Origin of the sequence: Paenibacillus sp. FSL M7-0656, assembly GCF_038003225.1 — a bacterium.
In the GTDB taxonomy this organism is placed as follows: Bacteria; Bacillota; Bacilli; order Paenibacillales; family Paenibacillaceae; genus Paenibacillus; species Paenibacillus amylolyticus.
In genome coordinates this window covers 667,586-693,101 of the sequence record NZ_JBBOOT010000001.1, presented here as the reverse complement: position 1 = coordinate 693,101, position 25,516 = coordinate 667,586, and the positions used below count along the sequence as shown (strand labels likewise).

The 25,516-nt window shown below is 43.3% G+C and carries 23 protein-coding genes; 16 read left to right on the top strand and 7 right to left on the bottom strand.

What is annotated here, in order from left to right; translation table 11 throughout:
• Positions 1–85: 85 nt before the first annotated feature.
• A complete protein-coding gene (locus tag MHI01_RS02965) occupies positions 86–769 on the top strand; it encodes a TetR/AcrR family transcriptional regulator C-terminal domain-containing protein (protein ID WP_340904700.1) in 684 nt (227 codons plus the stop codon).
• Positions 770–815: 46 nt separating this feature from the next.
• Here MHI01_RS02965 and MHI01_RS02960 read toward each other — a convergent pair whose 3' ends face one another.
• The gene (locus tag MHI01_RS02960) at positions 816–1,703 is read right to left on the bottom strand and encodes a LysR family transcriptional regulator (RefSeq protein WP_036615607.1); all 888 of its coding nucleotides are present in this window, start codon (positions 1,701–1,703) and stop codon (positions 816–818) included.
• A 148-nt stretch (positions 1,704–1,851) separates the two neighbouring features.
• On the opposite strand from MHI01_RS02960, the gene MHI01_RS02955 reads away from it, so the two are divergent.
• Both MHI01_RS02955 and MHI01_RS02950 read left to right on the top strand, forming a co-directional pair.
• Complete coding sequence (locus MHI01_RS02955; protein WP_340982484.1) at positions 1,852–2,211, top strand: SDR family NAD(P)-dependent oxidoreductase; 360 nt, start codon at positions 1,852–1,854, stop codon at positions 2,209–2,211.
• A complete protein-coding gene (locus MHI01_RS02950; RefSeq protein ID WP_340904704.1) occupies positions 2,201–3,379 on the top strand; it encodes an MFS transporter in 1,179 nt (392 codons plus the stop codon). Before MHI01_RS02955 ends, MHI01_RS02950 begins: the two co-directional genes overlap by 11 nt.
• Positions 3,380–3,408: 29 nt before the next feature.
• Here the strand turns inward: MHI01_RS02950 and MHI01_RS02945 are convergent, their stop codons facing one another.
• Both MHI01_RS02945 and MHI01_RS02940 read right to left on the bottom strand, forming a co-directional pair.
• Complete coding sequence (locus MHI01_RS02945) at positions 3,409–3,810, bottom strand: VOC family protein (protein ID WP_340904707.1); 402 nt, start codon at positions 3,808–3,810, stop codon at positions 3,409–3,411.
• A 200-nt stretch (positions 3,811–4,010) separates the two neighbouring features.
• Positions 4,011–4,670: a helix-turn-helix transcriptional regulator gene (locus MHI01_RS02940; protein WP_076317830.1), complete on the bottom strand. Its 660-nt coding sequence runs from the start codon at positions 4,668–4,670 to the stop codon at positions 4,011–4,013.
• Between the two features lie 165 nt (positions 4,671–4,835).
• Here MHI01_RS02940 and MHI01_RS02935 point away from each other — a divergent pair, with 165 nt between their 5' ends.
• From MHI01_RS02935 to MHI01_RS02910, 7 genes are all read left to right on the top strand, one after another.
• Positions 4,836–6,194, top strand: a complete 1,359-nt coding sequence (locus MHI01_RS02935; RefSeq protein WP_076317829.1) for an MFS transporter — start codon at positions 4,836–4,838, stop codon at positions 6,192–6,194.
• A 12-nt stretch (positions 6,195–6,206) separates the two neighbouring features.
• The gene (locus MHI01_RS30970) at positions 6,207–6,554 is read left to right on the top strand and encodes a winged helix-turn-helix transcriptional regulator (RefSeq protein WP_445744892.1); all 348 of its coding nucleotides are present in this window, start codon (positions 6,207–6,209) and stop codon (positions 6,552–6,554) included.
• Positions 6,544–6,903 (top strand): HesB/IscA family protein, encoded by a 360-nt coding sequence (locus tag MHI01_RS02930; RefSeq protein WP_017688344.1) that lies wholly within the window; start codon positions 6,544–6,546, stop codon positions 6,901–6,903. Before MHI01_RS30970 ends, MHI01_RS02930 begins: the two co-directional genes overlap by 11 nt.
• Positions 6,904–6,924: 21 nt before the next feature.
• Positions 6,925–7,212, top strand: a complete 288-nt coding sequence (locus MHI01_RS02925) for a HesB/YadR/YfhF family protein (RefSeq protein ID WP_340982482.1) — start codon at positions 6,925–6,927, stop codon at positions 7,210–7,212.
• A 121-nt stretch (positions 7,213–7,333) separates the two neighbouring features.
• Entirely contained in the window at positions 7,334–8,773 is a 1,440-nt protein-coding gene (locus tag MHI01_RS02920; RefSeq protein WP_340982481.1) for an MFS transporter, read from the top strand.
• A gap of 70 nt (positions 8,774–8,843) precedes the next feature.
• Positions 8,844–10,067: a macrolide family glycosyltransferase gene (locus MHI01_RS02915; RefSeq protein ID WP_036671332.1), complete on the top strand. Its 1,224-nt coding sequence runs from the start codon at positions 8,844–8,846 to the stop codon at positions 10,065–10,067.
• Positions 10,068–10,205: 138 nt separating this feature from the next.
• Positions 10,206–11,435: a multidrug effflux MFS transporter gene (locus MHI01_RS02910; protein ID WP_076253136.1), complete on the top strand. Its 1,230-nt coding sequence runs from the start codon at positions 10,206–10,208 to the stop codon at positions 11,433–11,435.
• A 167-nt stretch (positions 11,436–11,602) separates the two neighbouring features.
• Here the strand turns inward: MHI01_RS02910 and MHI01_RS02905 are convergent, their stop codons facing one another.
• The gene (locus tag MHI01_RS02905; protein WP_340904714.1) at positions 11,603–12,577 is read right to left on the bottom strand and encodes a helix-turn-helix transcriptional regulator; all 975 of its coding nucleotides are present in this window, start codon (positions 12,575–12,577) and stop codon (positions 11,603–11,605) included.
• Between the two features lie 106 nt (positions 12,578–12,683).
• Between MHI01_RS02905 and MHI01_RS02900 the strand changes: the two genes are divergently transcribed.
• Together MHI01_RS02900 and cls are read left to right on the top strand one after the other, a co-directional pair.
• On the top strand, positions 12,684–13,163 hold the full coding sequence (locus MHI01_RS02900; protein WP_127548714.1) for a GyrI-like domain-containing protein: 480 nt from the start codon (positions 12,684–12,686) through the stop codon (positions 13,161–13,163).
• 215 nt (positions 13,164–13,378) lie between these two features.
• Positions 13,379–14,818, top strand: coding sequence for a cardiolipin synthase (gene cls, locus MHI01_RS02895; RefSeq protein ID WP_340904717.1), 1,440 nt, complete (start codon positions 13,379–13,381; stop codon positions 14,816–14,818).
• A 164-nt stretch (positions 14,819–14,982) separates the two neighbouring features.
• On the opposite strand, the gene MHI01_RS02890 is transcribed toward cls, so the two are convergent.
• Genes MHI01_RS02890 through MHI01_RS02880 form a run of 3 tightly spaced genes read right to left on the bottom strand, consistent with a single transcriptional unit; the run spans position 14,983 to position 18,645 of the window.
• Positions 14,983–16,104: a Ger(x)C family spore germination protein gene (locus tag MHI01_RS02890; RefSeq protein ID WP_036671338.1), complete on the bottom strand. Its 1,122-nt coding sequence runs from the start codon at positions 16,102–16,104 to the stop codon at positions 14,983–14,985.
• Positions 16,101–17,189: a GerAB/ArcD/ProY family transporter gene (locus tag MHI01_RS02885; RefSeq protein ID WP_340982480.1), complete on the bottom strand. Its 1,089-nt coding sequence runs from the start codon at positions 17,187–17,189 to the stop codon at positions 16,101–16,103. The genes MHI01_RS02890 and MHI01_RS02885 overlap by 4 nt, the downstream gene beginning before the upstream one ends.
• Positions 17,182–18,645: a spore germination protein gene (locus MHI01_RS02880; protein WP_340982479.1), complete on the bottom strand. Its 1,464-nt coding sequence runs from the start codon at positions 18,643–18,645 to the stop codon at positions 17,182–17,184. The genes MHI01_RS02885 and MHI01_RS02880 overlap by 8 nt, the downstream gene beginning before the upstream one ends.
• A 232-nt stretch (positions 18,646–18,877) precedes the next feature.
• Between MHI01_RS02880 and MHI01_RS02875 the strand changes: the two genes are divergently transcribed.
• From MHI01_RS02875 to MHI01_RS02860, 4 genes are all read left to right on the top strand, one after another.
• Positions 18,878–21,178, top strand: a complete 2,301-nt coding sequence (locus tag MHI01_RS02875) for a copper amine oxidase N-terminal domain-containing protein (protein ID WP_340982478.1) — start codon at positions 18,878–18,880, stop codon at positions 21,176–21,178.
• 116 nt (positions 21,179–21,294) lie between these two features.
• Entirely contained in the window at positions 21,295–23,580 is a 2,286-nt protein-coding gene (locus MHI01_RS02870; RefSeq protein ID WP_340904721.1) for a preprotein translocase subunit SecA, read from the top strand.
• 20 nt (positions 23,581–23,600) lie between these two features.
• Positions 23,601–24,356 (top strand): class I SAM-dependent methyltransferase, encoded by a 756-nt coding sequence (locus MHI01_RS02865; protein WP_340904722.1) that lies wholly within the window; start codon positions 23,601–23,603, stop codon positions 24,354–24,356.
• 199 nt (positions 24,357–24,555) lie between these two features.
• On the top strand, positions 24,556–25,503 hold the full coding sequence (locus tag MHI01_RS02860; protein WP_340904723.1) for an ABC transporter permease: 948 nt from the start codon (positions 24,556–24,558) through the stop codon (positions 25,501–25,503).
• Positions 25,504–25,516: the final 13 nt, after the last annotated feature.

Below are 25,516 nucleotides of genomic sequence, written 5' to 3'. Positions count from 1 at the left end.
TGAACCTTACAGTGTTAGATGTTATCATGAACTTATGAACCTGTAAAGCATAAACTTACACTGTTAGATAAAAGGGCGGATATCGATGAAAAAACAACAGCCTCAGATTTCGGAAGATAAGATTTTGGAAATTTCGTGGGAGCTTCTCGGGGAAGAGGGCATCGAGAAATTCAGCATGAGACGCTTGGCAGACAAGCTGGGGATTCAGGCTCCATCTCTATACTGGTACTTCAAGAGCAAGCAGACGCTCTACCAGCGTCTGGCCAACCAGATATCGAAAATTATTCTGGACGAGTTCCATACTGAAGGGAACTGGAAGGAGCAGATGGAGGGGCTTGCGGTGACGGTACGGAGTGTGCTCAGCAGATACCCGTGCTCCACACAGCTCATGATGATGACGTTGCCCCATGAACCGGACATGATCCGCTTCACCAACCGCATGTTGCTCTGCATGGAATCAACACCGCTAGAGCAAGAGCAGAAATTACAGGCCGTTCTTACACTGGTCAACTATGTATTCTATTTCGTACTCGACGATTATCAGCATCAGCGCAATATCTCTGCTGTTATTAAGGACCAGGAAGCACTTCAGGGTGAAGAGATGATACATCTTCTGGATTCTATGAGTGAGAAGGAAGCTGGACTCTTTAGCAGGATGTATAAGAACGGTCTGTTTGAGGTGATGGGAACCGACGGAGCTTTCGAGTTCGGCTTGAAGCTTATTTTGCTCGGGATTGAACAAGTCATAAAGAAACCCACCGAGAATTAAACTCCGGTGGGTTTCTTCTTATACTAACGTTAATCCCTTTATCAGTCTAAAATTTAGCCTGAATTTCTTTTAAAAACAAATCCGCAGCAGTCGAAAAGACCTGATGTTTTTTCCAAACGATATTTAACCCAGATTCAAGTCTTGGCTCTAGAGGTCTGAAACAAAGATCGCTTTCACTGGACGTATTCACTATTTTATCAAGTGTTAATGCATAACCAATGCCTTCTTCAACCATAATGGCAGCATTATATGCAAGATTGTATGTAGTAACGACGTTTAATTTGTCAAAATCTTCGCCAAACCAATCCGCAAACTCATTTTTTGAAAATGTCTGCTTCATTGACTGTCGTGAACAGATCAGTGGAACATGTAATAAATCTGTAGATCGAATCGTATCTTTGGAGGCGAGTGGACTTTCTTTTCTCATGACCACTCCCCAAACATCCTTGTCGGAGAAATTGATATAGTTATATTTGGAGACATCCGCTGGCTGGATTAGAATACCGAAGTCAAGGAGCCCCTTGTCGAGCCGCTCAGTTACATCATCTTCGTTGCCGCTGTATAGGTGATAGCGTATATTGGGATATTTATTCTGAACTTCTTTTGCCACTCTTGCAATCTGTTTCATGGCTTCCGTTTCTCCACCGCCTATATAAATATCTCCACTTATGGTTTCTTCCATGGATTCAAATTCTGCCTCTAATTTATCAACCATACCTACAATTTCTTCAGCTCTATTTCTTAAAAGCATACCTTCATCTGTGAGAATAATACTGTAACTACTGCGAATAAATAATTTCTTTCCCAACTCTTGTTCAAGGTCTTTCAATTGTCTGGACAAGGTGGGCTGCGTAACATGCAAGAAATCAGCAGCGCGTGTAATGCTTCCTTCTCTGGCGACCGTAAGAAAATAACGCAATACTCTAATCTCCATCGTAACTCCTCCTTTATCCCTTATATTCTACAATAAACCTTACAGAAATGCCTTTCAAGCATAACTTGTTATAAGATATGAGTATTTGCTATGTGGTGTATAAACGCTAAACTAAAAAGCAAGGCAACTGGAGAAGAAATTGAAAGGAATGAATGATATGGATAAGACAAAAGTATGGTTTATCACTGGCGCTGGTCGAGGTATGGGCACAACTATTGCGAAGGCTGCTTTAACTGCTGGACACAAGGTTGTTGCTACCGGCCGGAATCCCGATGCAGTGGTTCGCGCGATTGGTGATTCCGAGAATGTAATGGTTGTCCCATTAGATGTTTGCGAGAATGCTGATGCACATGCCGCAGTAAAGGCGGCAATTGACGAGGCCCAACCGCCGCAACGCTTTATTGCAGGAGCCGACGCGATAGACATTGCAGAGCAGAAAATTGCCAACCTTCAGACAGAGATCAATGCTTACCGGCATCTCTCTAAATCCATGGCATATGACAACTAAACGCAATCACCTGCTTGTATTCATTCTGACCTTTGGTGTATTCAGTATTTTAAATACGGAGATGGGCGTAATCGGAATCTTGCCTTTGATTGCAGAAAATTACGAGGTCAGTATCTCAACCGCTGGTTTGATCGTGAGTCTTTTTGCGCTTGCGGTTGCTATATCTGGCCCCATTTTGCCCTTATTATTTTCGGGCATGAACCGCAAGCATGTCATGTTGTTTGTACTTGGCATTTTTATTGTGGGCAGCCTGGTCTCCGCCATCACATCAAACTTTACGGTATTGGTCATTGCACGTGTCGTTCCGGCTTTTTTCCATCCTGTCTATTGCTCATTGGCATTTACGGTCGCAGCGGCGTCAGTCCCCAAGGAAGAAGCGCCGAAGGCAGTGGCTAAAGTATTTGTAGGCGTGTCGGCAGGCATGGTACTTGGAGTACCCCTTTCGAGCTTGATTGCCACCAGCACATCGTTGTTCTATGCGATGTTGTTCTTTGCCGCCGTAACAATCGTCGCATTTGTAGCAACACTTCTTTTTGTGCCCTCAATGCCAGTTACTAAAAGAATCTCTATGGGTACTCATCTGTATGTATTGAGAAGATCCGTGATGTGGCTATCCATTGCTGGTGTGATTTTCATGAACGGAGCTGTATTTGGGGTCTATAGTTACCTTGCCGAGTTTCTGAAAACCGTGACAAGATATGACTGGAACACCGTCAGTGTGTTGTTATTTCTATATGGCTTGGCCAATATGGTTGGGAACATGATAGCAGGGAAACTGCTCGCTAATTTCCCTTTAAGAACGATCAAGATGTATCCCATTGCATTAATAACGGTATACATCTTGTTGTTCACCTTCGGACAATTCAGTGTGCCAACAGCCTTCCTTATTTTCATTTGGGGGATCATAGGAGGCATAGGGGGCAATATCACTCAATATTGGGTGGTATCGGCAGCACCAGAGGCACCCGAACTGTCGAATGGGATCTTTCTAACCTCTTCCAACCTGGGAACAACACTTGGTGCTAGTGTATGTGGACTAATCGTAACTGGAATAAGTACACAATATATTGTAGTTGGAGGAATCGTGTTCCTTATCTTTAGTATCGTAACGAATTACTTCAGAATCTCCATGACTAGCCGATTCGAGGGTTCCAAAATTGGAGGATAAGAGGCGGACGTAGTGATAGGCGTTATACATTACCGTTTCGGCATTTTGCTCTCATCCATATACAACAGGTTCCAGCGGTGACCGTCCAGGTCGGCAAATCCTGCGCCGTACATCCAGCCGTCTGTTTCACCCGGCTTGCCAAAGATGGTTCCTCCAGCTAACTCGACTTTTTTAATAAAAGCATCAACTTCTTCTCTGCTGTCAGCACCAATGGAAAATATCACTTCTGCGCTATGGGAAGTATCTGCAGTTTTGGCACCCGTAAATTTCTCAAACGTTGCATCTGGAAACAGTAGAATAGTTGTTGAGCCTATGACAAGCTGGGCTCTCTCGTTGCCAACATTCTCCCCATGGAATCCAATCTCATTGAAAAAGGTAGTGGATTGCACAACATCTTTCACCGGCAGGTTCATCCAGATTTTTTGTGACATGGCAGTAGCCTCCTAGAGTATATTTTCGACACTCTTACTATACTCTACCTCAATTCAAAATTACATAATCGGGTACATACGATTATGAAAGCGTTAGAAATAACCGGTATAATGAAGGATGATTTAGAGAAATCCGAATCGTTCTAATCAGTTCAAAATCCAAACCAAGAGAGCAATCTCCAATGAGGTTGCTCTTTTGGTCATGGCTTATTTTGCCTAACGGTGTATACGCAGTTTCTTCCTCCGGCTAGAATGTATTCTCCCCGTTCAATATGAACATTATCACCTAGAACTGTTTTGAATAAATGTAGCTCATTCTTGCATAACCCGGTACATACCGCGGCCGCTTCACAGATCGGACAATGTTTCTCAATGAGTAGGAGACTACCATCATCCTGCTCCTTAACCTCGGCCATATAACCTTCATTGGTACGAATTTCGGCCAATTTCTCCAATCTTTCTTTAACTCCTGATGAATCACCAAGATGCTGAAGATATTGTTCTTGCATATTTTTATTTCGAACATCCAGCAGCTTGTCCAGCCCTTCAGTACCAAAAGCCTCTTTCATCGAATTGATGAGGCTGACGGATAAATCGGAATATCCACTTGGGAAAAAACGATTAGCCGCGGGAGTTAATATCCATAACTTGGTGGGGCGACCCATGGGACGGGCCTCTTCCATAGTGGTAACCAACCCTTCTCCTTTTAGCGCATTCAGATGTTGACGAATAGCCATTCCGGATAACGAAAACTGAGAGGAGAGAGTGACAACATCCATTCCCCCGCGCTCTTTTAACAGATTAATAATTGCTCTTCGGGTACTGGTCGAGACATCTTTTTTGGTTTGATTTCCGCTCATGGTGCACCTCCTTGTGACGAACTGAATCTACATGACTAACTACATTTTAAACAAAAATGTTGACAAAGTCAAAGCCGAACTGTAGCTTAGACATTATAAACAAAAATGTTTACTAAGTATCCGGATACGATGTATACATACCAATTTTCTTGGAGGTCACATTTCATGTCGTCTAATCATCAAAGTATTTTCAGCCCGCGTTATTTTGCACTAACCATAGGGATTATTTTGTCAGTGATGGCCGTTGGATTCGAAGGTTTATCCGTCACCACCATTGCTCCTTCAATTGCTGGAGACTTGAACGGCCTTAGCCTGTTCGGATGGATATTCAGTACCTATCTGCTTGCGCAGATTATCGGAACGCTGGTCGTCGGTCGAATCATTGATAAAAGAGGACCTGCAGCACCGTTCACTTTTGCACTTCTGTTGTTTATCGTAGGGCTGATCGCTGCCGCAACCGCAGGCGACATGTATACCATGATAGGATCACGGGCTCTACAGGGTTTGGGTGCCGGAGCTATGATGACTTGTGTGTATACAGCTATATCGTTAAGTTACCCGGATGAGTTACGTGCCAAAATTCTTGGAGCATTTGGTACTGCCTATGTTCTTCCGTCCATGCTCGGTCCATATGTAGCAGGAGTTATCGCAGATCAGTGGTCCTGGCGCTTTGTTTTCTGGGGGATCTTACCTGTGCTGGTGGTTTCAGCATTGCTTAGTTTACCTGCCTTTAGGAAATTGAAAGTGCAGAAGACGGGAGGGGATAGCGGATCTTCATCCACTTGGATGGCGTTACTCTTAACGTTGGGTACAGGGATTTTCCTGGTTGGTCTAAGTAGGCTTCCGAGCATTATGGGATTTGTTTTAGTCATAATTGGCTTCGTATTGATGATATTTCCTCTCCGTAAATTGCTACCGAAGGGAACACTTACGTTGCGCAGAGGAATGCCAGCTATTTTGGCAACACGTGGATTGTTCTTCGCTGCCTATACTAGTACACAGAATTTCCTGGTATTGGCTCTAATCGATGTGAAAGGAATTACACCTTCTCAGGCCGGATTAATTGTGGCGAGTGCTGCATTAAGTTGGTGTATCATTGCGTATCTGCAAGGACGGTGGGATGCGGCAGATCAGGGCAGTGGACGTCATATGAGAATTATTCTTGGCGTATTGTTACTTGCCATAGGGATTGCCATCGTATTTTGGGTACCTGTTGTGACCGTTACCATTGCAGTTATTGGTCAGATCATTGCAGGAGTTGGTATTGGATTGGCGCATCCAATTAGTGGTGTTGTCGCATTTTCCCAAACGGGGGAAGAAGGCGTGGGTCAAACCTCGGCAAATCTGCAATTTGCAGATTCTTTTACACCTGGTGTAGTGATCGGCATTGGTGGTTCCATTCTTGTCGTGTGTCAGGCTGGCGGTATGTCACTTCAATCCGGCTTAATTGTAGCCATGGGTTTCCATCTCTTGTTGATCGTCACGAGTATCATTGCCAGCACTCGGATCTCACCACGAAGATGAATAAGGAAGTGGGTGTACAGACCATTGCTCACTGAGGATCCGAATAAACTATTTACAGCTTATCGCATCATCGGAACGAAATGGACGATCCATATTTTATGTGCTCTGTCTCAAGGCCCGAAGAGATTCGGTGAAATATTCGATAACATTCCTTCCATTTCCGAAATGATCCTCTCCAGACGTTTAAAGGGTCTTCAAGATGATCATTTGGTCAAAAGAACAATACGGACACGCCCTACACAAATTATTTATGAACTTACGCCAAAAGGAGCTGCTCTTGCAGCATTCATACCCTGTCTAATGGACTGGGATACCGAATTTCAAAATGATACCACCGGGAGGAATAAAGATGATCATTGAGGTCAGTGATACAGCATCGGACAAAATCGTTGAGATCTTATCAAGTGCGGATATCCAAAATGCCTTTCTTAGAGTAGGCGTTGATGAAGGGGGATGCAGTGGTTTATCTTATACCCTTATCGTGGATGAACAGCAGGCAGAAGAAGACATTGTGTTAAATAAAAAGCAATTTAAAATATTGGTTCACGCAAACAGTATTCCATATATTGATGGTCTTGAGATTGACTATGAAGAGAGCGGAATGTTAGGTGGATTCACCATGAATAATCCAAATGCCAAAGTTTCGTGTGGATGCGGAGCCAGTTTCAGAATGGCCAATTATCGTGGCGAAGTGAAAAAATGTGATTAATGTAGGAAGGGGTGCAGAGCAATGATTTCATTTGTAGTATCTGAACAAGCAATTGATTCATTTAAGAATGAATGGGAATTGGAAGAGGACCAATATGTAAGGATTTACGCAAAATATGTCGGAGGAGGCTCCGATGCTTTTACAATTGGCATCAATGCGAGTGCTACACCGGTCGATCCCGCATTGGTTCAATCCATTGGAGGATTTCATTTCTTTGTTGAAAAAACAGATGCCTGGATCCTGCAGGATGAACTTCTCCAAATTGACTGTAATGAACATGGCATATTTTCAAGCAAAATCTCCTATTGAACATGGGAACCCTATTCTAAATCATGATCTTACTTTCTAAACATTTAACTTTACAAAGTATAACACTTCATGTATATTCAGGGAGTGAAAAGGTTTATTTTACCATAATACCCATCAAATTATGGAGGTGTGGAAGACAAACAACAATCAGATTGGGATTTTTGATGCTCAGTACAGGGCGCCTACAATTGGGATTATGCTGGTTTTGGCAACCGTAGCTTTTGAAGGACTGGCTATCACAACGATTGCCGCGAAAATGGCACAAAGTTTAGAGGGTATTCATTTATACGGTTGGATTTTTAGCGCATTTTTGTTATCTCAGCTTATTGGAACTTTGGTTATGGGTCAGCAGATTGACAAGCGCGGCGTTTTTACATCCATGCTGATATCTTTTAGTGTTTTTGTGTTAGGAACTGTGGTCTCCGCTATTTCTTTCGATATGCACATGCTTATTGCCGGAAGAGGCCTTCAAGGTTTTGGAGCGGGGGCCCTGATCACATGTGTTTATACCTGTGTGACGTTACATTATCCAGATACACTTCGTACTCAAATCCTGGCCGCATTCTCTATGGCATTTGTCCTACCAACCTTAATCGGACCTTATGCAGCAGGCCTTATTGCTTCCTACATCTCGTGGCGATATGTTTTCTGGATCGTTTTACCCTTGATTGGAATAGCGTTGAGTCTCACATTCCATTCTTTCCGTAATTTGCAGCTTCAGCAAGATCTGTCAGGTCCAGCGCGAGCAACTGACTCAAAGATTATGTATGCGATTCTGCTTGCGGTTGGAACGGGGCTGTTACTCACAGGACTTGGTATGATAACCGATTGGAAAGGCATAGTACTCACTTTGGGTGGATTAGTCGTCATGATCCAACCAATGCGTAAATTGCTGCCTGTGGGCACTTTTTCGGTAAAAAAAGGATTGCCTGCTACTTTGGTATCGAGGGGTCTATATGTTGCTTGTTATTTTACAACGGAAAGTTTTGTGATCTTGGCACTAACCGAGGTGAAGGGGTTATCAGCTGACCTTGCTGGTCTCATCGTAGCAGCAGGTTCTCTGAGCTGGTCCGCCGCAGCGTGGTTACAAGCCAAGCTTGATGCACGAGATCAAGGTCGTGCCCGAAAGGGTAGGGTTATGACGGGCATTGGGATTATGATCGTTGGAACTGTACTTGTGATCATGGCACTTATTTTGACGGACGGCGGGATTATACTCATCCTTCTCTCACAAATGATTACAGGGTTCGGTGTTGGATTGGCCAACCCTACAACGGCAGCCATTGCTTTACAACATGCCTTGCCCAGGAAAGAGGGCGAAATGTCCGCGAATCTACAATTTGTGGATTCCTTCTATATGGGTGTAAGCATTGGCGTTGGTGGCGCTCTGATTGCCTTGTCCGAAACGTTACAGTGGGGCATATCGACAGGTGTTTTGATCGTGTTAACACTGCAATTATTATGGGTCTTGTTAAGTTTCTTGGCATCACTACGAATTACCAAACTCGTTCATCAAGAACATCATCCAATCAACCAAGTGAAGGACAACATCACCATGTAACGGATGACGACCGGGTCGTTAAATACATCACGAAGAACGGGGGGACTAATTGCATTGGGAGGTGGGTAAGATGGCACGTGTATTAGTAGTCATTACTCCAGCTGAAGGACATGTGAATCCATCGTTAGGGTTAGTTACTCAGTTGATAGACAATGGTGAGGAAGTCATCTATGTGTGCACGGAGGAGTACCGTTCCCGAATTGAACAAACCGGTGCCCAGATCATTACCTATCCGTTTCCACAAGATGCCTTCTCTCATGATCCGGTGTTGAAACCCCAGGAATACAAGCATTCTTATCAGTTCATTTATATGATGGTAAGCGGTATTATCCGGAGGATCATCCCCAATGTGCTACAGGTGATCGAGGATCAAAAGTTCGATTATATGATCTTTGATTCCCTGATGGGATGGGGAGGGACTATTCTTGCAGAAAAACTGGGAATTCCTGCGGTGTGCTCGATTGCGTCCTTTGCTTTTGTGGAGCCTCTGGGATCTAGCTCAGTTCTGAATGAGACGGAGACGAAGGAGCTTTATGAGGCTACGATGAAGATCACAACGGAGTTAGCTGAAGAGCTTCAAGTGAGTATTCCAGCTATGGAAGAGATTCCGGCACATACAGGTCAGTTAAAGCTCGTGTACACCAGCCGTTATTTTCAGCCGCAGGCAGAAAAGCTGGATGATCGTTTTATTTTCACGGGTCCTTCGATCATAACACGCCAAGATGCTCCGACCTTCTCGTTTGAGTTGCTTCGTGAACGGTACCCGCAAACCGTGTACATTGCTATGGGTACGATTTTAAATAAAAATTTGGATTTCTATCAGCTTTGTTTTGAAGCATTAGGGGATCTACCCGTGAATGTTGTTTTATCTTCAGGAAAATACACGGATATGGAGCCGCTGGCTGATCAAATACCACCTAATTTTATCGTCAAGCCATACATTGCCCAGTTGGACATGCTGCAGCATACCGATGTTTTTATTACACACGCTGGAATGAACAGCACAAGTGAGGCGTTATATTATAACGTTCCAATGGTGATGATTCCATTAACATCGGATCAGCCTCTTGTCGCCAATCGGGTACAGGAGCTCGGCGCGGGTATTACTTTAAATAAACATAACCTCAGTGCAACTAATTTGAGAGAGGCATTAACAGAAGTGCTACACAATTCACTTTATAGACGGCAGGCTTACCTCATTGGTGAATCTCTAAGGCAGGCTGGCGGTTACAAGCGAGCTGCCGAAATGATCATGAGTCATATGGGTTCAGGCCGGGGGAGTTACACAATTTAAATAGTTTTCCATTCAAAGTCGCTTAATAAGCGGCTTTTTTTGGTTTTAATAGTCTTAAGACTTGACCTACAGTTAACTCTATGTCTTATACTCGATTAGGCTTGCAAATTATATAAGGAATTGGAGATTTTATTTATTATGGCGAAGAGCACGAATTGGAATGTTTTTGGACTGGCAATACTACTAGGTTTATTTTCTACATTAGGTCCATTTACGATTGATATGTATTTACCGGCTTTTCCGGAGATTGCACAAAATATGAATACAACGGCATCACTTGTACAATTTAGCCTTACTGCTTGTTTATTAGGACTCGGTGTAGGACAACTTGTTATGGGTCCTTTGAGTGACGCGTACGGTAGACGTAGACCATTGTTGATCTGTATGGCAGCCTATATTATTTGTTCCTTGGCATGTGCTTTTGCTCCGAATATCGGACTATTAATTTTGTTTCGTTTCACGCAAGGATTTGCAGCTTCAGCTGGAATTGTCATTTCCCGTGCGATAGCCAGAGATCTATACAGTGGACATGAACTCACTAAATTTTTCTCTTTGCTGTTGCTTGTAGGGAATTTGGGGCCTCTGGCAGCACCCATCGCGGGAAGTGGGGTTCTTTCATTCACAACCTGGATTGGCGTGTTTATCTGCCTTTCATTCTTGGGAATTTTCTTATTAATCATGACAAAGTGGAGCTTAAAAGAAACACACCCTATCGAAAGACGTATAGTTCCTGACTTCAAACAGCAATTGGGTAATTACAGAATGCTTCTGCGTGACCGTAAGTTTGTAGGCTACATGCTGGCACAGGGAATTATGACAGCAGGGGTCTTTGCTTATGTGGCGGGAACACCATTTATTTACCAAAATATATATGGCGTCACACCCACTGTATTTGCTATATTATTTGCTTCGAACGGCATCAGCTTGATCATCGGATCTCAAATCGTGGGTCGACTAGCTAAACGTATCCCTGAGCAGACGCTGCTATTATCGGGACTATGGCTTGCTATAATAGCAAGTGTGGCTGCTTTGGTCGTAACCCTGGCTCATGGTCCACTTTTCGCATTGGTGATTCCATTGTTCTTCTTTGTATGCTCGATCGGCATTACGTCTACAGCGGCATTCCCACTTGCCATGGAGAGTCAAGCTAAGATGGCCGGAAGTGCAGCAGCACTGCTCGGCGTTGTTCCTTTTCTTCTGGGTGCACTGGTTGCTCCTCTGGTCGGCATCGCGGGTGAGGACACTGCCGTCCCGTTAGGACTCACGTTATTAATGACCAGTATCATTGCGATTGTTACTTATTTCCTACTCGTTAAAAACGTCCCGCAGCATACACCTAATCATGCCCAGTCTAATGCTGACTTCTAGTATAGAAGGAACAGCTCGCCAAGCATTGGCGTGAGACATGAATGAATATGATTCCATTACAAGTCGCTAACACAGCGGCTTTTTTTTGGTTTTCCGTACTGAATCCTCAGCCTGAATTCAGGTAAGGCATTGTTAGATAATGGAGAGACTAGGTAGGAGGGGGCTGCTCACTGCTTCATTTGATATAAGCTTAATCTATCTTGTACAGCATTCAGGACTTCTTCCGGAATCTCCTTCACCTTGATATCTTCTCCTAGAAAAAGCAACCAATTGGTGATTTCGGTTAACTCTTCTGAGTTATGAACATTCATAAATGCCTTTAGGAGAGCCGTAGTCTGGTATGGATTTGTATAGGCAATGGAAAACTTTAAAGGATGGTATTTTTTGAATTGCGCAATCGCCTTTGGACCAAGTTCCAGGACAAGGTTGATAACTTCTTCCTGCGTATTTCGTTTGAGTTGTTCTACAATCTTTTTTGTACTCAGTCTTTTTTTCGCCGGGTATGCTTCGACATGGATGAGGTTGTCAACGGATACGATTCGTCTTTTTTCTTCCTCCAAGTCAAAACCTTCAATGATCCAATGGCCTTTTTGATGATGAAGGTGCAAGAGAACGATGGGATAGGACTTTGTTTTCTTCTCTTCTTGCACAGTAACTAACAAATAACGTTCTATAAGAAGAATTTGGATGAGTTTCTCCAAAGTAGGGTGAGGCAGGTCTGATAGATCAAGCAAGTCTGGATTATGGGGATTGGTTCCTTCAAAAAGCAATATTTGATTCAAATGTACAAGGTCATCTTGCTGATTTTCTGAGATAAGGCCCAATAATTTTTCAGCCAAAGATTGACGACTCTTCAGATAAGGAAGCTGTTGATTTCTTGTCGCCATAAAAGCAATGAATAACGCTTTGATTTCATTATCGGTAAACCGTACCGTGGGCAGGAGGGAGTTGTTCATGACAAAATAACCCCCGTCCCGCCCAACTTCAGCGACAAGTGGCATTCCCATGGCTTCAATTTCTCTGATATCTCGAATGGCTGTCGAACGAGAAATATTAAATTCTCGCATGATTTCAGAGATGGTAAAGTGTGCACGGTTATTGGTATACCGCGTGATGGTATTAATGCGTTCAACTTTTTTCATTGGGCCCCCTAAACAGTATCATATTCTGACATGATTTAAGGTTATTATAAACCTATCAAGTGAAAACACAAATCAATTGAAAATTTAAAAGAGGACGGTGTAAACCATGAGTAATTATCATTTCGAAGAAAAAGAGAGCTTTATCGTGTTAGGTATTGGAACGGATCTTAAGAGCGACTATACAGACTATGTTGGCATCAGCAAGGAGAAGGCGGATTTTTGGTCCACGGTGAAAGAGGATGGAAGCCTGGACAAACTAAAGTCTCTGGCAACAAACGACTACATTTTTGCAGTAAACGAAGCAGTAAATAACCAGATGATGCATTATGCTGGTGTCATGACAGCAGAAACTTTGCCAGAAGCAACGAGAGTAATCCAATTTCCTAAGGGAGAATACCTGGTTGTGAAGGGCGAAGCTGAAACGGCTGATGCGCTCAATAATATGCTTACTGGCATTGCCTTTGGTCAAGCCCTCCCCGTAGAAAAAGATTATGCCTATGTTGGCGGTCCAAATACAACAGTTGAAATGGGAGAGAAAAACGGTTTGGTATATGGTGAAATGTGGATTCCTGTTGTAAGGAATTAACTAAAGCATAAATATTCAATGCAAAAGAATCCCTTCTTTTATAGGAAGTGGATTCTTTTTTAGTTCAATGTCTAGTGATTATCATTTAATAGATTTAGTATTCCTCAAGTATGTTATCATATTCTTTGTGATGACGGCTTCATTCGAGAACAGCTAAGTAATAAGCATTTTTTATTATTTACATAAAGTCAATGGAAGGCAGGAGATATAGCAGTATGGTCACGCTGATACTTTCGCTCGTTATGATTATAAACATATTACTCTCAGCGGTATTTTTGTTTTTTGAAAGGAGAGACATTGGTTATACTTGGGCCTGGCTCATGATATTTTACTTCATTCCTATTTTAGGTTTTATCGTTTATCTCTTTTTGGGACGTAACCTCAAAAAGAAAAATTTCTACGGACTTTCAGCTGAAGAGAGAAACTCCCTAAAGTTAATTGTCGAGAACCAGTTAGTGACATTGAAGGAGCAACGTAAGGAAAACAATCCCCTGCTCATGAAATATGCTGACCTGATTCAATTGAATCTCACATCATCCAATGCAATCCTAACCAATGACAATGAGATATTCATCTTCGATGATGGACAAGAGAAATTTGATTCTTTATTTACTGATATCAAGGAAGCCAAGAAAGAGATTAACATCCAATATTACATTATTCAACCGGATTCCTTAGGGAAGAAATTACGAGATGAATTAACCATAAAAGCTAAAGAAGGCGTAAAAGTGCGAGTTCTCTATGACGAAATTGGTTCAAAGAAACTTTCATTGAAGTTTTTCAGAGAACTGATCTCTGCCGGTGGAGAAGTAGAGGTCTTTTTCCCGTCACTGATTAGGCCATTAAATTTCCGTATGAATAATCGAAATCATCGAAAACTTTGTATTATTGATGGGGAGATTGCTTATATTGGCGGATTTAATCTGGGGAATGAGTATCTAGGCATGGATAAAAAGTTTGGATACTGGCGTGATACACATTTTAAAATGCACGGAGATGCCGTTAATCATATTCAAGGCAGGTTTATTTTGGATTGGAAACACGCCAGCAAATCCCATCAAGTAAGTTACGAACAATTCTCCTTCAACACAGCAAGGCTTGATGGTTCAAGTCCAGTTCAGATTGTGTCTAGTGGTCCTAACTCACAGGTGGAACACCTGAAGAATATGTACATCAAGCTTATAGTAAATGCCAAAAAGAGTGTGTATATTCAAACGCCTTACTTTATTCCTGACAGCACTTTTATGGATGCATGTAAAATCGCACTGTTATCCGGGGTGGATCTGCGCATTATGATTCCCAATAAGCCCGATCACCCGTTTGTATATTGGGCGACTTGGGCGTATGCTGGTGAATTATTGGACTATGGAGCCAAGATTCTGTTATATGATAATGGATTCTTACACGCAAAGACCATTGTAGTAGACGAAGAAGTCGCTTCAGTAGGGACGATGAATATTGATTCCCGGAGCTTTAGGTTGAATTTTGAGGTGAATGCAATTGTATATGACGAGCGAGTTGCGAAACAACTTCAAGAATTGTTTCATCAAGATAGCCAGTTAAGTACAGAACTTACTTCTGATCGTTATAGAAACAGGTCCCTTATTATAAAATTTAAAGAAGGAATATCACGTCTTCTTTCACCTATTTTATAGCTCAGCTTCACTGCCGATGTTATACTCAACCAGGCATGATAAAACTTTTCACTGAAGTGCTTCTTAACGACTAGAGGTATTAGCAAATCCTTCTTTTTAAGTCAACAGTCAAAAGCTCTCTCCCAAATGGAAGAGAGCTTTCCCAATTGCACGACAGCATGTTATTAATTTAAAACGCCACTGCCGACTATTGTAACCTTTACTTCCGGGTGAAAACGAACTTGGGCATATTCTTTATTCCAGTTTAGGCTTTTCCATAAGTCCGGGTAATGGGCAATTAAATGTCTGCCAATACCGAAGGAATCACAACCACTTTGCTGAAGTGTCTTGATAATTTGTTCTGCGTCCTGAGTCATGTCATCGGATAACTGGCTGTTCAGACGTTCAATTGTGTCTTTTTCCTGAAGATGATTCATTGCATACTCAACGATCGTTACTGGAAGTTCGATACGGAGGTTCACATCAATTTGGCTATCACTTGCCACCTTTACCGCAAGTTTGCGCTTAATTTGTGCGATATTTGCTTCATATGTGACATAGTTCCGTGGGTTGTTGGAAGGCCCTGGGTGAACTTTTTTGACAAAGCGCGCCGCTTTATTCCATTTACCACTCATAATAATGTATAGGGGAGCCTGTTCGGTATTGAGACTGCCACTGAACCTTTGCCCATGAAACAGGGCGATTCCCCGAGCATCAATCTCCTCTCCATCCTTATATAGATAAGGTAGTGTAAAATCCTGTCCCGGATCCAGCATGGGAGGGAGAAGGGTCTCTAACGTCATTTCCGGAAAAATACATAATTCCTCCAGACTCTTAATTTTTTTGGTAATAAAATCACCAATTAATATGCTGCCAACTTTTTTTTGGTGTAACAGATCTCCGGCATCGCCATCCACAATCGCAATTTTCACATGTGAGGTTGGGTAATCGGGTTCCCGATATAAGACGTCCAGGTAGGGATAGATATCATTTTGTGCGAGTTTGTTGCCGTATAAGATCATCCCATATTTGAAAAACCGGATATCACCAGTCACTTTAGCACGAATTCTATCTGTACTTTGACGGACGGATCTCCCGGTGCCTGAGTGGACTTCATTACCGCTGCTCCCTTGTTGACTCTCAGAATCATCGACAATTTCAAGCGTCTGTTTAATTTCACCCTCTGAGGTGATGTCAAACGCCGAAGCATTAGCCAGTCTTGCATCTTTTAAACTATCCTGATCCCAACATCCCGTCATCACCATGAGCAGGGTCAGCAGGATGAGGATTTTCCCCCGTTTACTCATATCATCTTCTCTTTTCGTTTCATTATATAAGATAGAACCAACAGGAGCAGAGGCAGGATCATGAGAAAAAAGTATGCCGATCTGTTGGCTATCGTACTAATTAACTCAAGTTTTTCCTTCTGTTGTGGCAGATAGGCAATTATGCAAGAAGCAAGAACGACATAAGGCACCGCTTTTTTATGGTGTTTTTGTTTGAAGAGATAACTTATACCATAGGATGCCGTATAGTAATAGCCACATATGGCCCCGAAAATTGAAATTAACCAGATAGGGAGGAACAGGAAATCGGCCCGATCCATTGTTCCGAGTGGGATAGAGCGGAGCAGATATATGACCGGTTCAGGCATTAAGTCAAGTTGCTGGGTGCTGAACGCCGTTGAACAAATGAACACGGTGAATGCATACAACACCACAACTACAGCACTTGCTAAAGCAACAGACTTGAGTTTGCCACCGCTGCTACCTTCAACCATAGGAAACACAACGAGAAAAAACTCGAATCCAAACATAGCCATTAATGTTTCGGTTGATCCACTAATGATATTGGGCCATCCTGCTTCGGTTAAAGGCAAAAGATATAACAGATTAACTTCCTTGAGTCCATAACTGATCAATACCATCATGGGCAAGACCAAAAAGGAGATGAGTACCAGTACTCGGGCAATGATTCGTAATTTTTGCCGAACCAAATAGATACTGCTGAACAAGAAGAGGGCTAATATAGCCCACCGAGGCGTATCCTGCAGCATCCAGCGGTTAATCACACTGTAGGCGTTCACCAGAACAGAAGTACCCATTAACAGGAAATATCCAACGTAGGCAATGATCAGCAACTTGCCAATCCATTTCCCCGTAATCAGCGTTACAATGTCATAAATGGATGAACTCGGGAATCTTCGCATCAAAAGCCAGCACAACAATATGACAAGTTGGATCAGGAACCCTCCAAGGAATACAGAGATCCACCCACCGCCTTTAGAGAGAAGGTGTATACGGTAAGGGAGGGACAAGATATCTACACCAATTTCAAATTTCAAAATGAGCAAGAATAATTGTCCCCGAGTAATTGTTGTTTCCTTATTCACGTTTTTTCCAACTCCTAGAGAACTTCTGCTGATTCAGCCGCTGCGGGCGGGCATCATGAGGACGCCCGCGAAGCGCCCAGATGGGAAATCGAATCCATACATCCTTCATGTCGGCTAATCGGAAAGGGGCCACTGGAGCAAAATAAGGCGATCCGAAGTTTTCCATCTTACAGAGGTGAATGGTTAGAATCACCAGACCAAATGCGATGCCGATATATCCAAAAAGCGCCGCTCCAATCATCATTGGAAAGCGGAGAATACGGACTGCCGAACTCATCTCATGCGAAGGCACCAAAAACGACGAGATAGCGGTTAGTGAAACCACAATAATCATTGTATAGGATACAAGCCCCGCACGAACGATAGCATCTCCGATAACCAAACCGCCAACGATGCCGATGGTCTGGCCCACTCGGCTGGGAAGTCGGACCCCGGCTTCTCTTAATACTTCAAAGATCAGTTCAAGCAACATTGCCTCTACAAGTGCAGGAAAGGGGATGTTCTGCAATGATTTCTTGATTGTGTGTGCCAGTTCGATCGGTAAAATAGCGGAGTGAAAAGAGATGGTTGCAATATAAACAGCAGGTAATGTAAAAGCAATGACAAAACTCATCATGCGAATTAAACGTAAAAAGGAACTGACAATCCAGCGACCATGATAATCATCCGGACTTTGATAAAAAGCAAAAAACGTAACTGGAGCGATAAGAACTGAAGGACTTCCTTCCGCAAGTATGGCGACACGTCCTTCCATCAAGTTGGCAATAACCCGGTCAGGTCTTTCTGTATTGAGCTGCTGGGGAAACAGAGAGAAGGGGTTATCCTCCATAAACTCTTCAATAAAACCTGGAGCGAGCACCATATCTGAAGATATGGACGTGATTCGCTCTTTTACTTCGTTCACTAACTCCGGATTGGCCAAGTCCTGGAGATATACAACTGCAATTTTGGTATGTGTCTTCTCGCCGACGTTAAAATATCGAACGATTAAGGATGGACTAATAATTTGTCTACGGATCAGATTCAAATTAACCGAAAGCTGCTCTACGAATCCATTGTGCGGCCCTCGAATAACGCCTTCATTCTCCGGTTCGGTTGTGCTTCGGACATACATTTTCTCGGTAGAAAGAATGTAAAACTCCGGGTACCCATCGATTATGTAAAGACATTTCCCTTGAATAAGTGAATCTATTCCACGTTGCAGATCCGTATCTTTTCGACTTTCTAAAGTGGTGAACGATGGGTAGATTTCCGAATGAGCTTGGCCATTCAGTGCTGTTAAGACATGTGTTTGAATGATCTCCTGATCTACAAGTGAATCGATATAGAGAAGCACACTCTGTACACCATTAAGTAGAAGCTGTTGTTGTTTCAAATCGTCAGTACAGTAGAGGGACTGTTCCACATAAGAAATATTCATTTTTAATACAGAGAAAGCCTGATTGGTTGGGGTCATTGATCCACCTCTTTATAAAATGCGACATGAATTATCTTGTGCAAAATCAAGACTATTATGCAACAGGCGCTTCTTATTCAAAGAACTTATAACCAAACATTGAAAAAATAGTTGCACATAAATCCATAATTTACAATTCAATTAGAAACTTTTTCCTAAATCTAGCGTCTAATACTATGACTTTTTGAGGGGTTATACATTACTAGAGAGTAGAAGGAGCCAAAGACAACACATGAATATGAAGAAGAAATTATCCATTTTTACCGCTTTAGCCGTTTTTCAAGCATTTGCAGTCGGTTCTGTGAGTGCGCAATCAGCACCGCAAGGTGACACCGCGTCAGTAAACACAGCCAATGTAGAATCAGTTGAGGTGTTACAGCAAGAGCAGCCGATTGCAGAGCGTGAAGTGAAGACGGAGAGCAATAACAAATCTATCAATACTCCGCCCACTGAAGCCAAGGACACTCAAACCTCAACCGGCACTGAGGCAACACCCAAAACAGATAGCGAGAAGCCTGCATTGGATGGGGGAGAGACCCCTGCAAACGAAACGGGTACAAAACCTGTAGTTCAAGAGGAAACCCCTGAGATGGTTGAAACGCCAGCTACGCCTGCTCAGATAGAGCAACCATCCGTTGATGGGACGTCTCCTGCAGTAGCAGGTGGAAATCTGACGTTGTACATGAATAGCAACAAAATGGAGCAGGATGGAAAAACGTATCTTGCTGGACAGCCAATGGCTGTAAAAAACGGTGTATCCTATGTTGCAATCCGTGCGCTGGTTGACCGAGTGGGATATGGCGTCAAATATGATAACAAAACCAAGGAAACCATCATTATTAGTGGTGAAGATGAACTCCGCTTCAAAACTAACAGCAAGGACTATACGGTAAATGGAGAGACCAGAACGATGAAAGGCCCTGCTTATCAGCAAAAAAGTACATTCATGGTGCCGTTAACTTCCATTACTCAAGCTCTGAACATCACCTATAAAGTGAATCAGTCGGCTAAAACGGTTGTGTTGAATCTTAATACAAAACCTGTTGCAAGCTTTACCATTTCCCAAAAGGAAATTTTTGCGGGTGATCAAGTAGACTACGTGACTTCTTCCAGTTCACCTAATGGAATGGATATCGTTGACGAACGCTGGACTGGTCGCCAGGATTCATTTGATCAAGCAGGTACATATACGATTTCATATCAAGTACAGGATTCCAATGGTCAATGGAGCGATCCCTATTCAACTACGATTGAAGTTTTGGCTCCTAATCTTCCTCCTGTAGCCATGTTCGCCACGGATAAAGAAGAGTATAAAATGGGCGAAAAAATAACATACACAGACCAAAGTACAGATGATGAAAATAATATTGTTAAAGCGGCGTGGGAGAACAATTCACTTGCGTTCTTTGAACCGGGTCCAAAAACGGTGACTCTTACGGTAACTGACAATCACGGTGCTACGAACACGTACTCCAAAGTCATCACCATAACCAATGAGACCTTATATTCATTTACCGATTTTAATTTACTCTTCACGCCGGTAGGACAGAAATTCACCTTTAATGGCGGCGAAGTGACTACGATGGAGAAAGTGCCTTATACGTACATGGATGAGCCAAGTTTGCTGATCCGCAGTAACAGTCCGGAAACTGTGAATACGGAAGGCATTGTATATAAAGAATCATCTTTGGGGCAGACCCGTTTCATGATTCACCACGTGAACAATACAGGCAAAAGAGTAAAAATGTATGTGATTGCAACCAATAACAACCCAAATCCGGCAGTATTTGAACAACAGAATATGGGCTTTGCCGGACCTACTCCGTATGCTACCGTAGCTGGGAAATTGTCTATTGATAAATGGTTCAAGTCGATTCAGACTGGAGCGGATCAAAAGAAAGAGTACCTTCAACCTGGAGAAAGCAAACTCATTTTGACAGAACTTAATAAAACGCCGATGAAAGAAGGACAAGTCATCTCTCTCTATTCGGACGCTTATAGCGATTATTCCTTAGACTATAACGTTATCCTGGTGGAAGAAAATAAAGATCCGTTCGAGGCTCTGCCATTGCTACCTGTGCTTGATCGTGACGGAGTGCACAACCGGGGTACGTACCCGAATGCGACTCGCGTTATAAAGTACGATGAGCACGTGGGAATCAAACCTGCCCGTCTGCCACTTGGTGACAATTCAAGCGATCCCAATCTGGTAGGAACAGATCCGATGGCATACACAGACGCATCCAATGCGGGTAATTTTGGCGTATTGTACAAAATCACGCTGACCAATGTTGCACCGCGTACGCTTATCTCCTTTAACCCTCGTGGAGGGAAGTACTCCGGAGTAGCTCTAGTGAACAATCAGTTGGTATCGATTGCCGAAGGTAACGTTGCGGTTGCCAATTCAAGTGAACAAAGCGTGCTTTACCGCACCGGTTCAACTGGAGAGAGCGTGACCATTCTATTCTCTGCCGCACCAGGAAGCAACCTGCCGGTCAATCTGCTCTTTACACCACTCCCATCGGAGAAGTAATGTAGGTTTCTCTTATAACGAATGGTTTGGTGGCACTTTAATCATCGACAAAAAAGACTCCATATGGAGTCTTTTCTTTTCACAACTTATTTCTACTAAGGAGGAATCAAATTCCGATGAATGTAGTCGTCAAGTTGATACGTGAATTCAAAGAGCGAGATAACCGGCGTTTGTTGAAGGATTATCGAGACAAAGTGGAGCTTATCAGGAAACGGAACTTGGAAGTTTGGGATGATCAGCACCTGCAAGCGGAATCTCTTCGGCTACAAGAAGAAGCAAGATCAGGCAAGCCTTTGGATGATCTGCTTGTTGATGCTTATGCTCTAGTCTGCGAGGTTGCGAAGAGAACACTCGGATTACAGCCTTATGATGTCCAGATTATGGCTGCTATCGCTTTGCACGAGAGATTTTTGATCGAGCAGCATACCGGTGAAGGAAAAACACTCTCTGCCGTTATGCCTGTTTATCTCAACGCTTTGACAGGCAAAGGCGTTCATGTGCTTACTTTTAACGACTACTTGGCAAATCGAGATGCGGCGTGGATGGGCCCGATCTATCGCTTCCTCGGGTTAACGGTAAGCTCGGTTCAATCGGGCATGAGCCTATTCGATAAACGGGAAGCTTACGCCAAGGACATAACCTATGTTACAGCTAAAGAAGCAGGGTTCGATTATTTGCGCGACACAATAGCATTCAATGAAGCTGATACCGTGCATCGTCCTTTCCATTACGTCATCGTTGACGAAGCAGATTCGCTGCTTCTTGATGAAGCGCGGGTGCCACTAGTCATTAGTGGCGATTCGAGTGCTTCCAAAAGTGATGGCGTTCTTTTCGCAGAAGTGGCCCGGCAGCTGCAGCCAGGAGAGCATTACGATTTTGACGAGTTCCAGCGGAACGTTTACTTGAATGAAGCGGGTGCTGCAAAAGCAGAGTTGCTGCTGGGATGTGGCAATTTGTACGATAGCCATAACAGTCATTGGTTAACGTCATTGAATTGTGCGCTGCATGTGGAATCGATATTAAAAAAAGACGTTGATTACATCGTCAGGGACGGTGTAATCGAGCTAATCGAAGAACACACCGGACGTGTGGCCGAGGACAGGTATTTGCCGGACGGGCTGCAAGCTGCGCTGGTGGCAAAAGAAGGGTTGCAGTGGAAGGCAGGTGGGAGAATTCTCGGCATGATCACTATTCAACATTTTATTAGCCTGTATTCGGGAATTTGCGGAATGACGGCTACGGCGCATGCTTCAGCAATGGAATTTGAGGATATCTATGCGCTGCAAGTCGTGCAAATACCGCCAAACCAGCCAAACATACGGATCGACCACAAGCACCGAATTTACACCCATAAAGAAGCCAAATATAAGGCGCTTGTACAAGAAATCTCTTCCGTCCATAGGGTAGGACGCCCCATTCTTATTGGTACGTCAAGCGTCGAGGAATCTGATATGCTGGCGGAGGCGCTCGCCGCTGCTAGCGTACCTTGTCAGGTTCTGAATGCCAAAAACGATGCAAAAGAAGCCGAAATCATCGCTAAAGCGGGAGAAATAGGCGCGGTAACGGTATCTACGAATATGGCAGGGCGCGGCGTCGACATTCGTCTCGGTGGCGGTAATCCCGCACAAGCAGAAGTGGTTGCCAAACTGGGCGGATTATACGTGATAGGTACATATGTGAACGAAAGCATGCGGATTGACGACCAGTTGCGCGGACGTTGCGGCCGCCAAGGTGACCCTGGGTCTTCCGTATTTTATATTAGCCTGGAGGACGAGTTGATGCTTCGCTTTGGCATTCATAGACTGTTTCGCGCCCCAAATCAGGACGAGGTTCTTGATGATCCGGCGCTCCGTAGCAAAATCGAGCATATTCAGCGCGTTATTATAGGTCAAAACTTCGATATTCAGCGGGAATTGAACTGTTATTCGGATATGGTGGAGGATCAGAGGCGAATTCTATATGAAGAACGGTTCGGAATTTTGAAAGCTGAGAGACTGATGAGTCCATCGGAGCGGCGTGTACGGCTTTTTTATATCGACGAGTTCTGGGCTGACCATCTGGCATACGTTTCTTACATTCGTGAAAGCATTCATCTCGAGAGCATTACCAGTCGTAACCCAATCGACGAGTTTCATACGCAAATCACCCAAGCATTCGAGCAAATTCCGGCTAAAATAGATCATGAGTCGGCAAATATGCTTAGAAAACTTGGAAGTTCGAATGATCCCGAGAAATGGGAACAGTTCGGTCTGAAGAGTCCTATTTCGACTCGAACCTATATGATCAACGATCAATACAGCCAAGATAAGCGCAGCTCATGGACCGGAACGACGGTATTTGCTTTTTGGGGCAGTAAGATTTTGAAGCTATTACTGAAGCCAGTATATAGGATGTCAAAATAGTGATGGGAGCGTGACGATCGATGAACAATAGAGAACGGTTTTCGAGCCGGGTCGATTCGTATTTGAAATACCGCCCGAGTTATCCAAAAGAGGCTATTGACTATTTGTACGACGTCGTTGGTTTACATGTGAACAGTAATATAGCAGACATCGGTTCAGGTACTGGCATCATCTCAAAACTACTTCTGGAACGCGGAAGCTATGTAATCGCGGTGGAGCCAAATCAGGCAATGCGGGAAGCCGCCGAGCAAATGTTAGAAAGTAATCCGAAATTTCAGAGTACATCAGGTTCTGCAGAATCTACAGGATTACCTGATCAGTCGGTTGATTTTATTGTCTGCGCTCAGGCATTTCACTGGTTTGATCGCTCCGCAGCCCAAATCGAGTTTCGCAGAATTCTACAGCCGGGTGGGAAAGTAATACTCATCTGGAATTCACGTCTTACTAACGGTACTCCATTTCGTGAAGAGTACAATCAACTGCTCCATACATATGGAACCGACTACGGAAAAGTTAATCATAAAAATATTTCTCAGGCGATATTGCTCTCTTTTTTCAAGGAAGGTTCAATGAATGAAATGCGATTCAAAATGAGTCAGGAGTTCGATTTCGAGGGATTGAAAGGCCGGTTGTTATCATCTTCTTACAGCCCTGTACCCGGGCATGCAAATTACGATCCAATGATGACAGAACTACGGAATTTATTTGATAAAAATAATCAAGAGGGTATTGTTGAATTCGATTATGAAACTGAGATTTTTTGGGGAGAAGTATAAATACGCCATTTGAAAGTCGCTATTATAGCGGCTTTTTTTTATTTTAGTAGAACAAGTTCTTGTCTCACCTGCCGGGATTAGCTGTTGGAACGAGCCAGGCACACTTCCTTAAAATCTTATAAGAAATTCTTGATATTTCAGAAATTTATCCGATAGGTGGGTGCTATTATACAAATACAAACAAAGACGAGGTGATGAAATGCAAGCAAAGTTGGCAGCGGACGCCATTCCCATCTCCAAAAAGCGAAAGACATGGATAAGGACGATACAAAAGCACAAAGTGATGTATGCTCTCTTATTACCAGCCTTAATTTACTTTGCGGTATTCAAATACATTCCTATGGCGGGAATTATAATTGCTTTTAAAAACTACAACCTGGCTTTGGGACTATGGGACAGCCCATGGGTGGGATTCAAAAATTTTACCGATTTTATGAACGGCGTTTATTTCTGGGACATCATGAAAAATACGATTGTTATATCTCTGTATAAGCTATTGTTCGGTTTCTCCGCGCCCATTGTACTTGCTTTACTCCTCAATGAAGTGTACAGCCAATGGTTTAAGAAAATCGTACAGACGATCACTTATTTGCCTCATTTTCTATCATGGGTCATTGTGTATGGAATTATGGTAGCCTTACTAGCCCCAGGCGACGGTCTCTTTAACATGATTTTGAAAGATTTTGGTGTTGAACCCATCTCGTTTCTAACGGAACCTGCCTGGGGCAGAATGCTGATCATCTTATCTGAAGTATGGAAGGATATTGGATGGGGGGCGATTTTGTACCTTGCCGCCTTGGCAGGAATCGATCCAAGCTTATATGAAGCGGCTCGAATGGATGGCGCATCCAAATGGAGACAGCTCTGGCATATCACGTTACCCGGTATTCGAGGAGTCATTATTCTGATGCTGATTCTTAAATTAAGCCATATTCTGGATGCGGGTTTTGACCAAATATTCATGTTTGCCAACACCTTTAACCAGGAGAAGATCGATATTATCGACACATGGGTATACCGGGAAGGGTTGGAGCGTCTTAAGATTGGCTTGGCTACTGCTGTAGGATTGTTTAAAGCTGTCATCGGATTTGCTTTAGTGTTGGCAGCGAATAAGCTCGCCAAAAAATTCGATGGGCAAATCTGGTGAGGTGGTCTTTAGA

Bases quoted from the DNA above. Each gene is read 5' to 3' on its own strand.
- MHI01_RS02965 (WP_340904700.1), top strand. From the start codon at position 86: ATGAAAAAACAACAGCCTCAGATTTCGGAAGATAAGATTTTGGAAATT.
- MHI01_RS02960 (WP_036615607.1), bottom strand. From the start codon at position 1,703: ATGGAGATTAGAGTATTGCGTTATTTTCTTACGGTCGCCAGAGAAGGA.
- MHI01_RS02955 (WP_340982484.1), top strand. From the start codon at position 1,852: ATGAATGATATGGATAAGACAAAAGTATGGTTTATCACTGGCGCTGGT.
- MHI01_RS02950 (WP_340904704.1), top strand. From the start codon at position 2,201: ATGACAACTAAACGCAATCACCTGCTTGTATTCATTCTGACCTTTGGT.
- MHI01_RS02945 (WP_340904707.1), bottom strand. From the start codon at position 3,810: ATGTCACAAAAAATCTGGATGAACCTGCCGGTGAAAGATGTTGTGCAA.
- MHI01_RS02940 (WP_076317830.1), bottom strand. From the start codon at position 4,670: ATGAGCGGAAATCAAACCAAAAAAGATGTCTCGACCAGTACCCGAAGA.
- MHI01_RS02935 (WP_076317829.1), top strand. From the start codon at position 4,836: ATGTCGTCTAATCATCAAAGTATTTTCAGCCCGCGTTATTTTGCACTA.
- MHI01_RS02930 (WP_017688344.1), top strand. From the start codon at position 6,544: ATGATCATTGAGGTCAGTGATACAGCATCGGACAAAATCGTTGAGATC.
- MHI01_RS02925 (WP_340982482.1), top strand. From the start codon at position 6,925: ATGATTTCATTTGTAGTATCTGAACAAGCAATTGATTCATTTAAGAAT.
- MHI01_RS02920 (WP_340982481.1), top strand. From the start codon at position 7,334: ATGGAGGTGTGGAAGACAAACAACAATCAGATTGGGATTTTTGATGCT.
- MHI01_RS02915 (WP_036671332.1), top strand. From the start codon at position 8,844: ATGGCACGTGTATTAGTAGTCATTACTCCAGCTGAAGGACATGTGAAT.
- MHI01_RS02910 (WP_076253136.1), top strand. From the start codon at position 10,206: ATGGCGAAGAGCACGAATTGGAATGTTTTTGGACTGGCAATACTACTA.
- MHI01_RS02905 (WP_340904714.1), bottom strand. From the start codon at position 12,577: ATGAAAAAAGTTGAACGCATTAATACCATCACGCGGTATACCAATAAC.
- MHI01_RS02900 (WP_127548714.1), top strand. From the start codon at position 12,684: ATGAGTAATTATCATTTCGAAGAAAAAGAGAGCTTTATCGTGTTAGGT.
- cls (WP_340904717.1), top strand. From the start codon at position 13,379: ATGGTCACGCTGATACTTTCGCTCGTTATGATTATAAACATATTACTC.
- MHI01_RS02890 (WP_036671338.1), bottom strand. From the start codon at position 16,104: ATGAGTAAACGGGGGAAAATCCTCATCCTGCTGACCCTGCTCATGGTG.
- MHI01_RS02880 (WP_340982479.1), bottom strand. From the start codon at position 18,645: ATGACCCCAACCAATCAGGCTTTCTCTGTATTAAAAATGAATATTTCT.
- MHI01_RS02875 (WP_340982478.1), top strand. From the start codon at position 18,878: ATGAATATGAAGAAGAAATTATCCATTTTTACCGCTTTAGCCGTTTTT.
- MHI01_RS02870 (WP_340904721.1), top strand. From the start codon at position 21,295: ATGAATGTAGTCGTCAAGTTGATACGTGAATTCAAAGAGCGAGATAAC.
- MHI01_RS02865 (WP_340904722.1), top strand. From the start codon at position 23,601: ATGAACAATAGAGAACGGTTTTCGAGCCGGGTCGATTCGTATTTGAAA.
- MHI01_RS02860 (WP_340904723.1), top strand. From the start codon at position 24,556: ATGCAAGCAAAGTTGGCAGCGGACGCCATTCCCATCTCCAAAAAGCGA.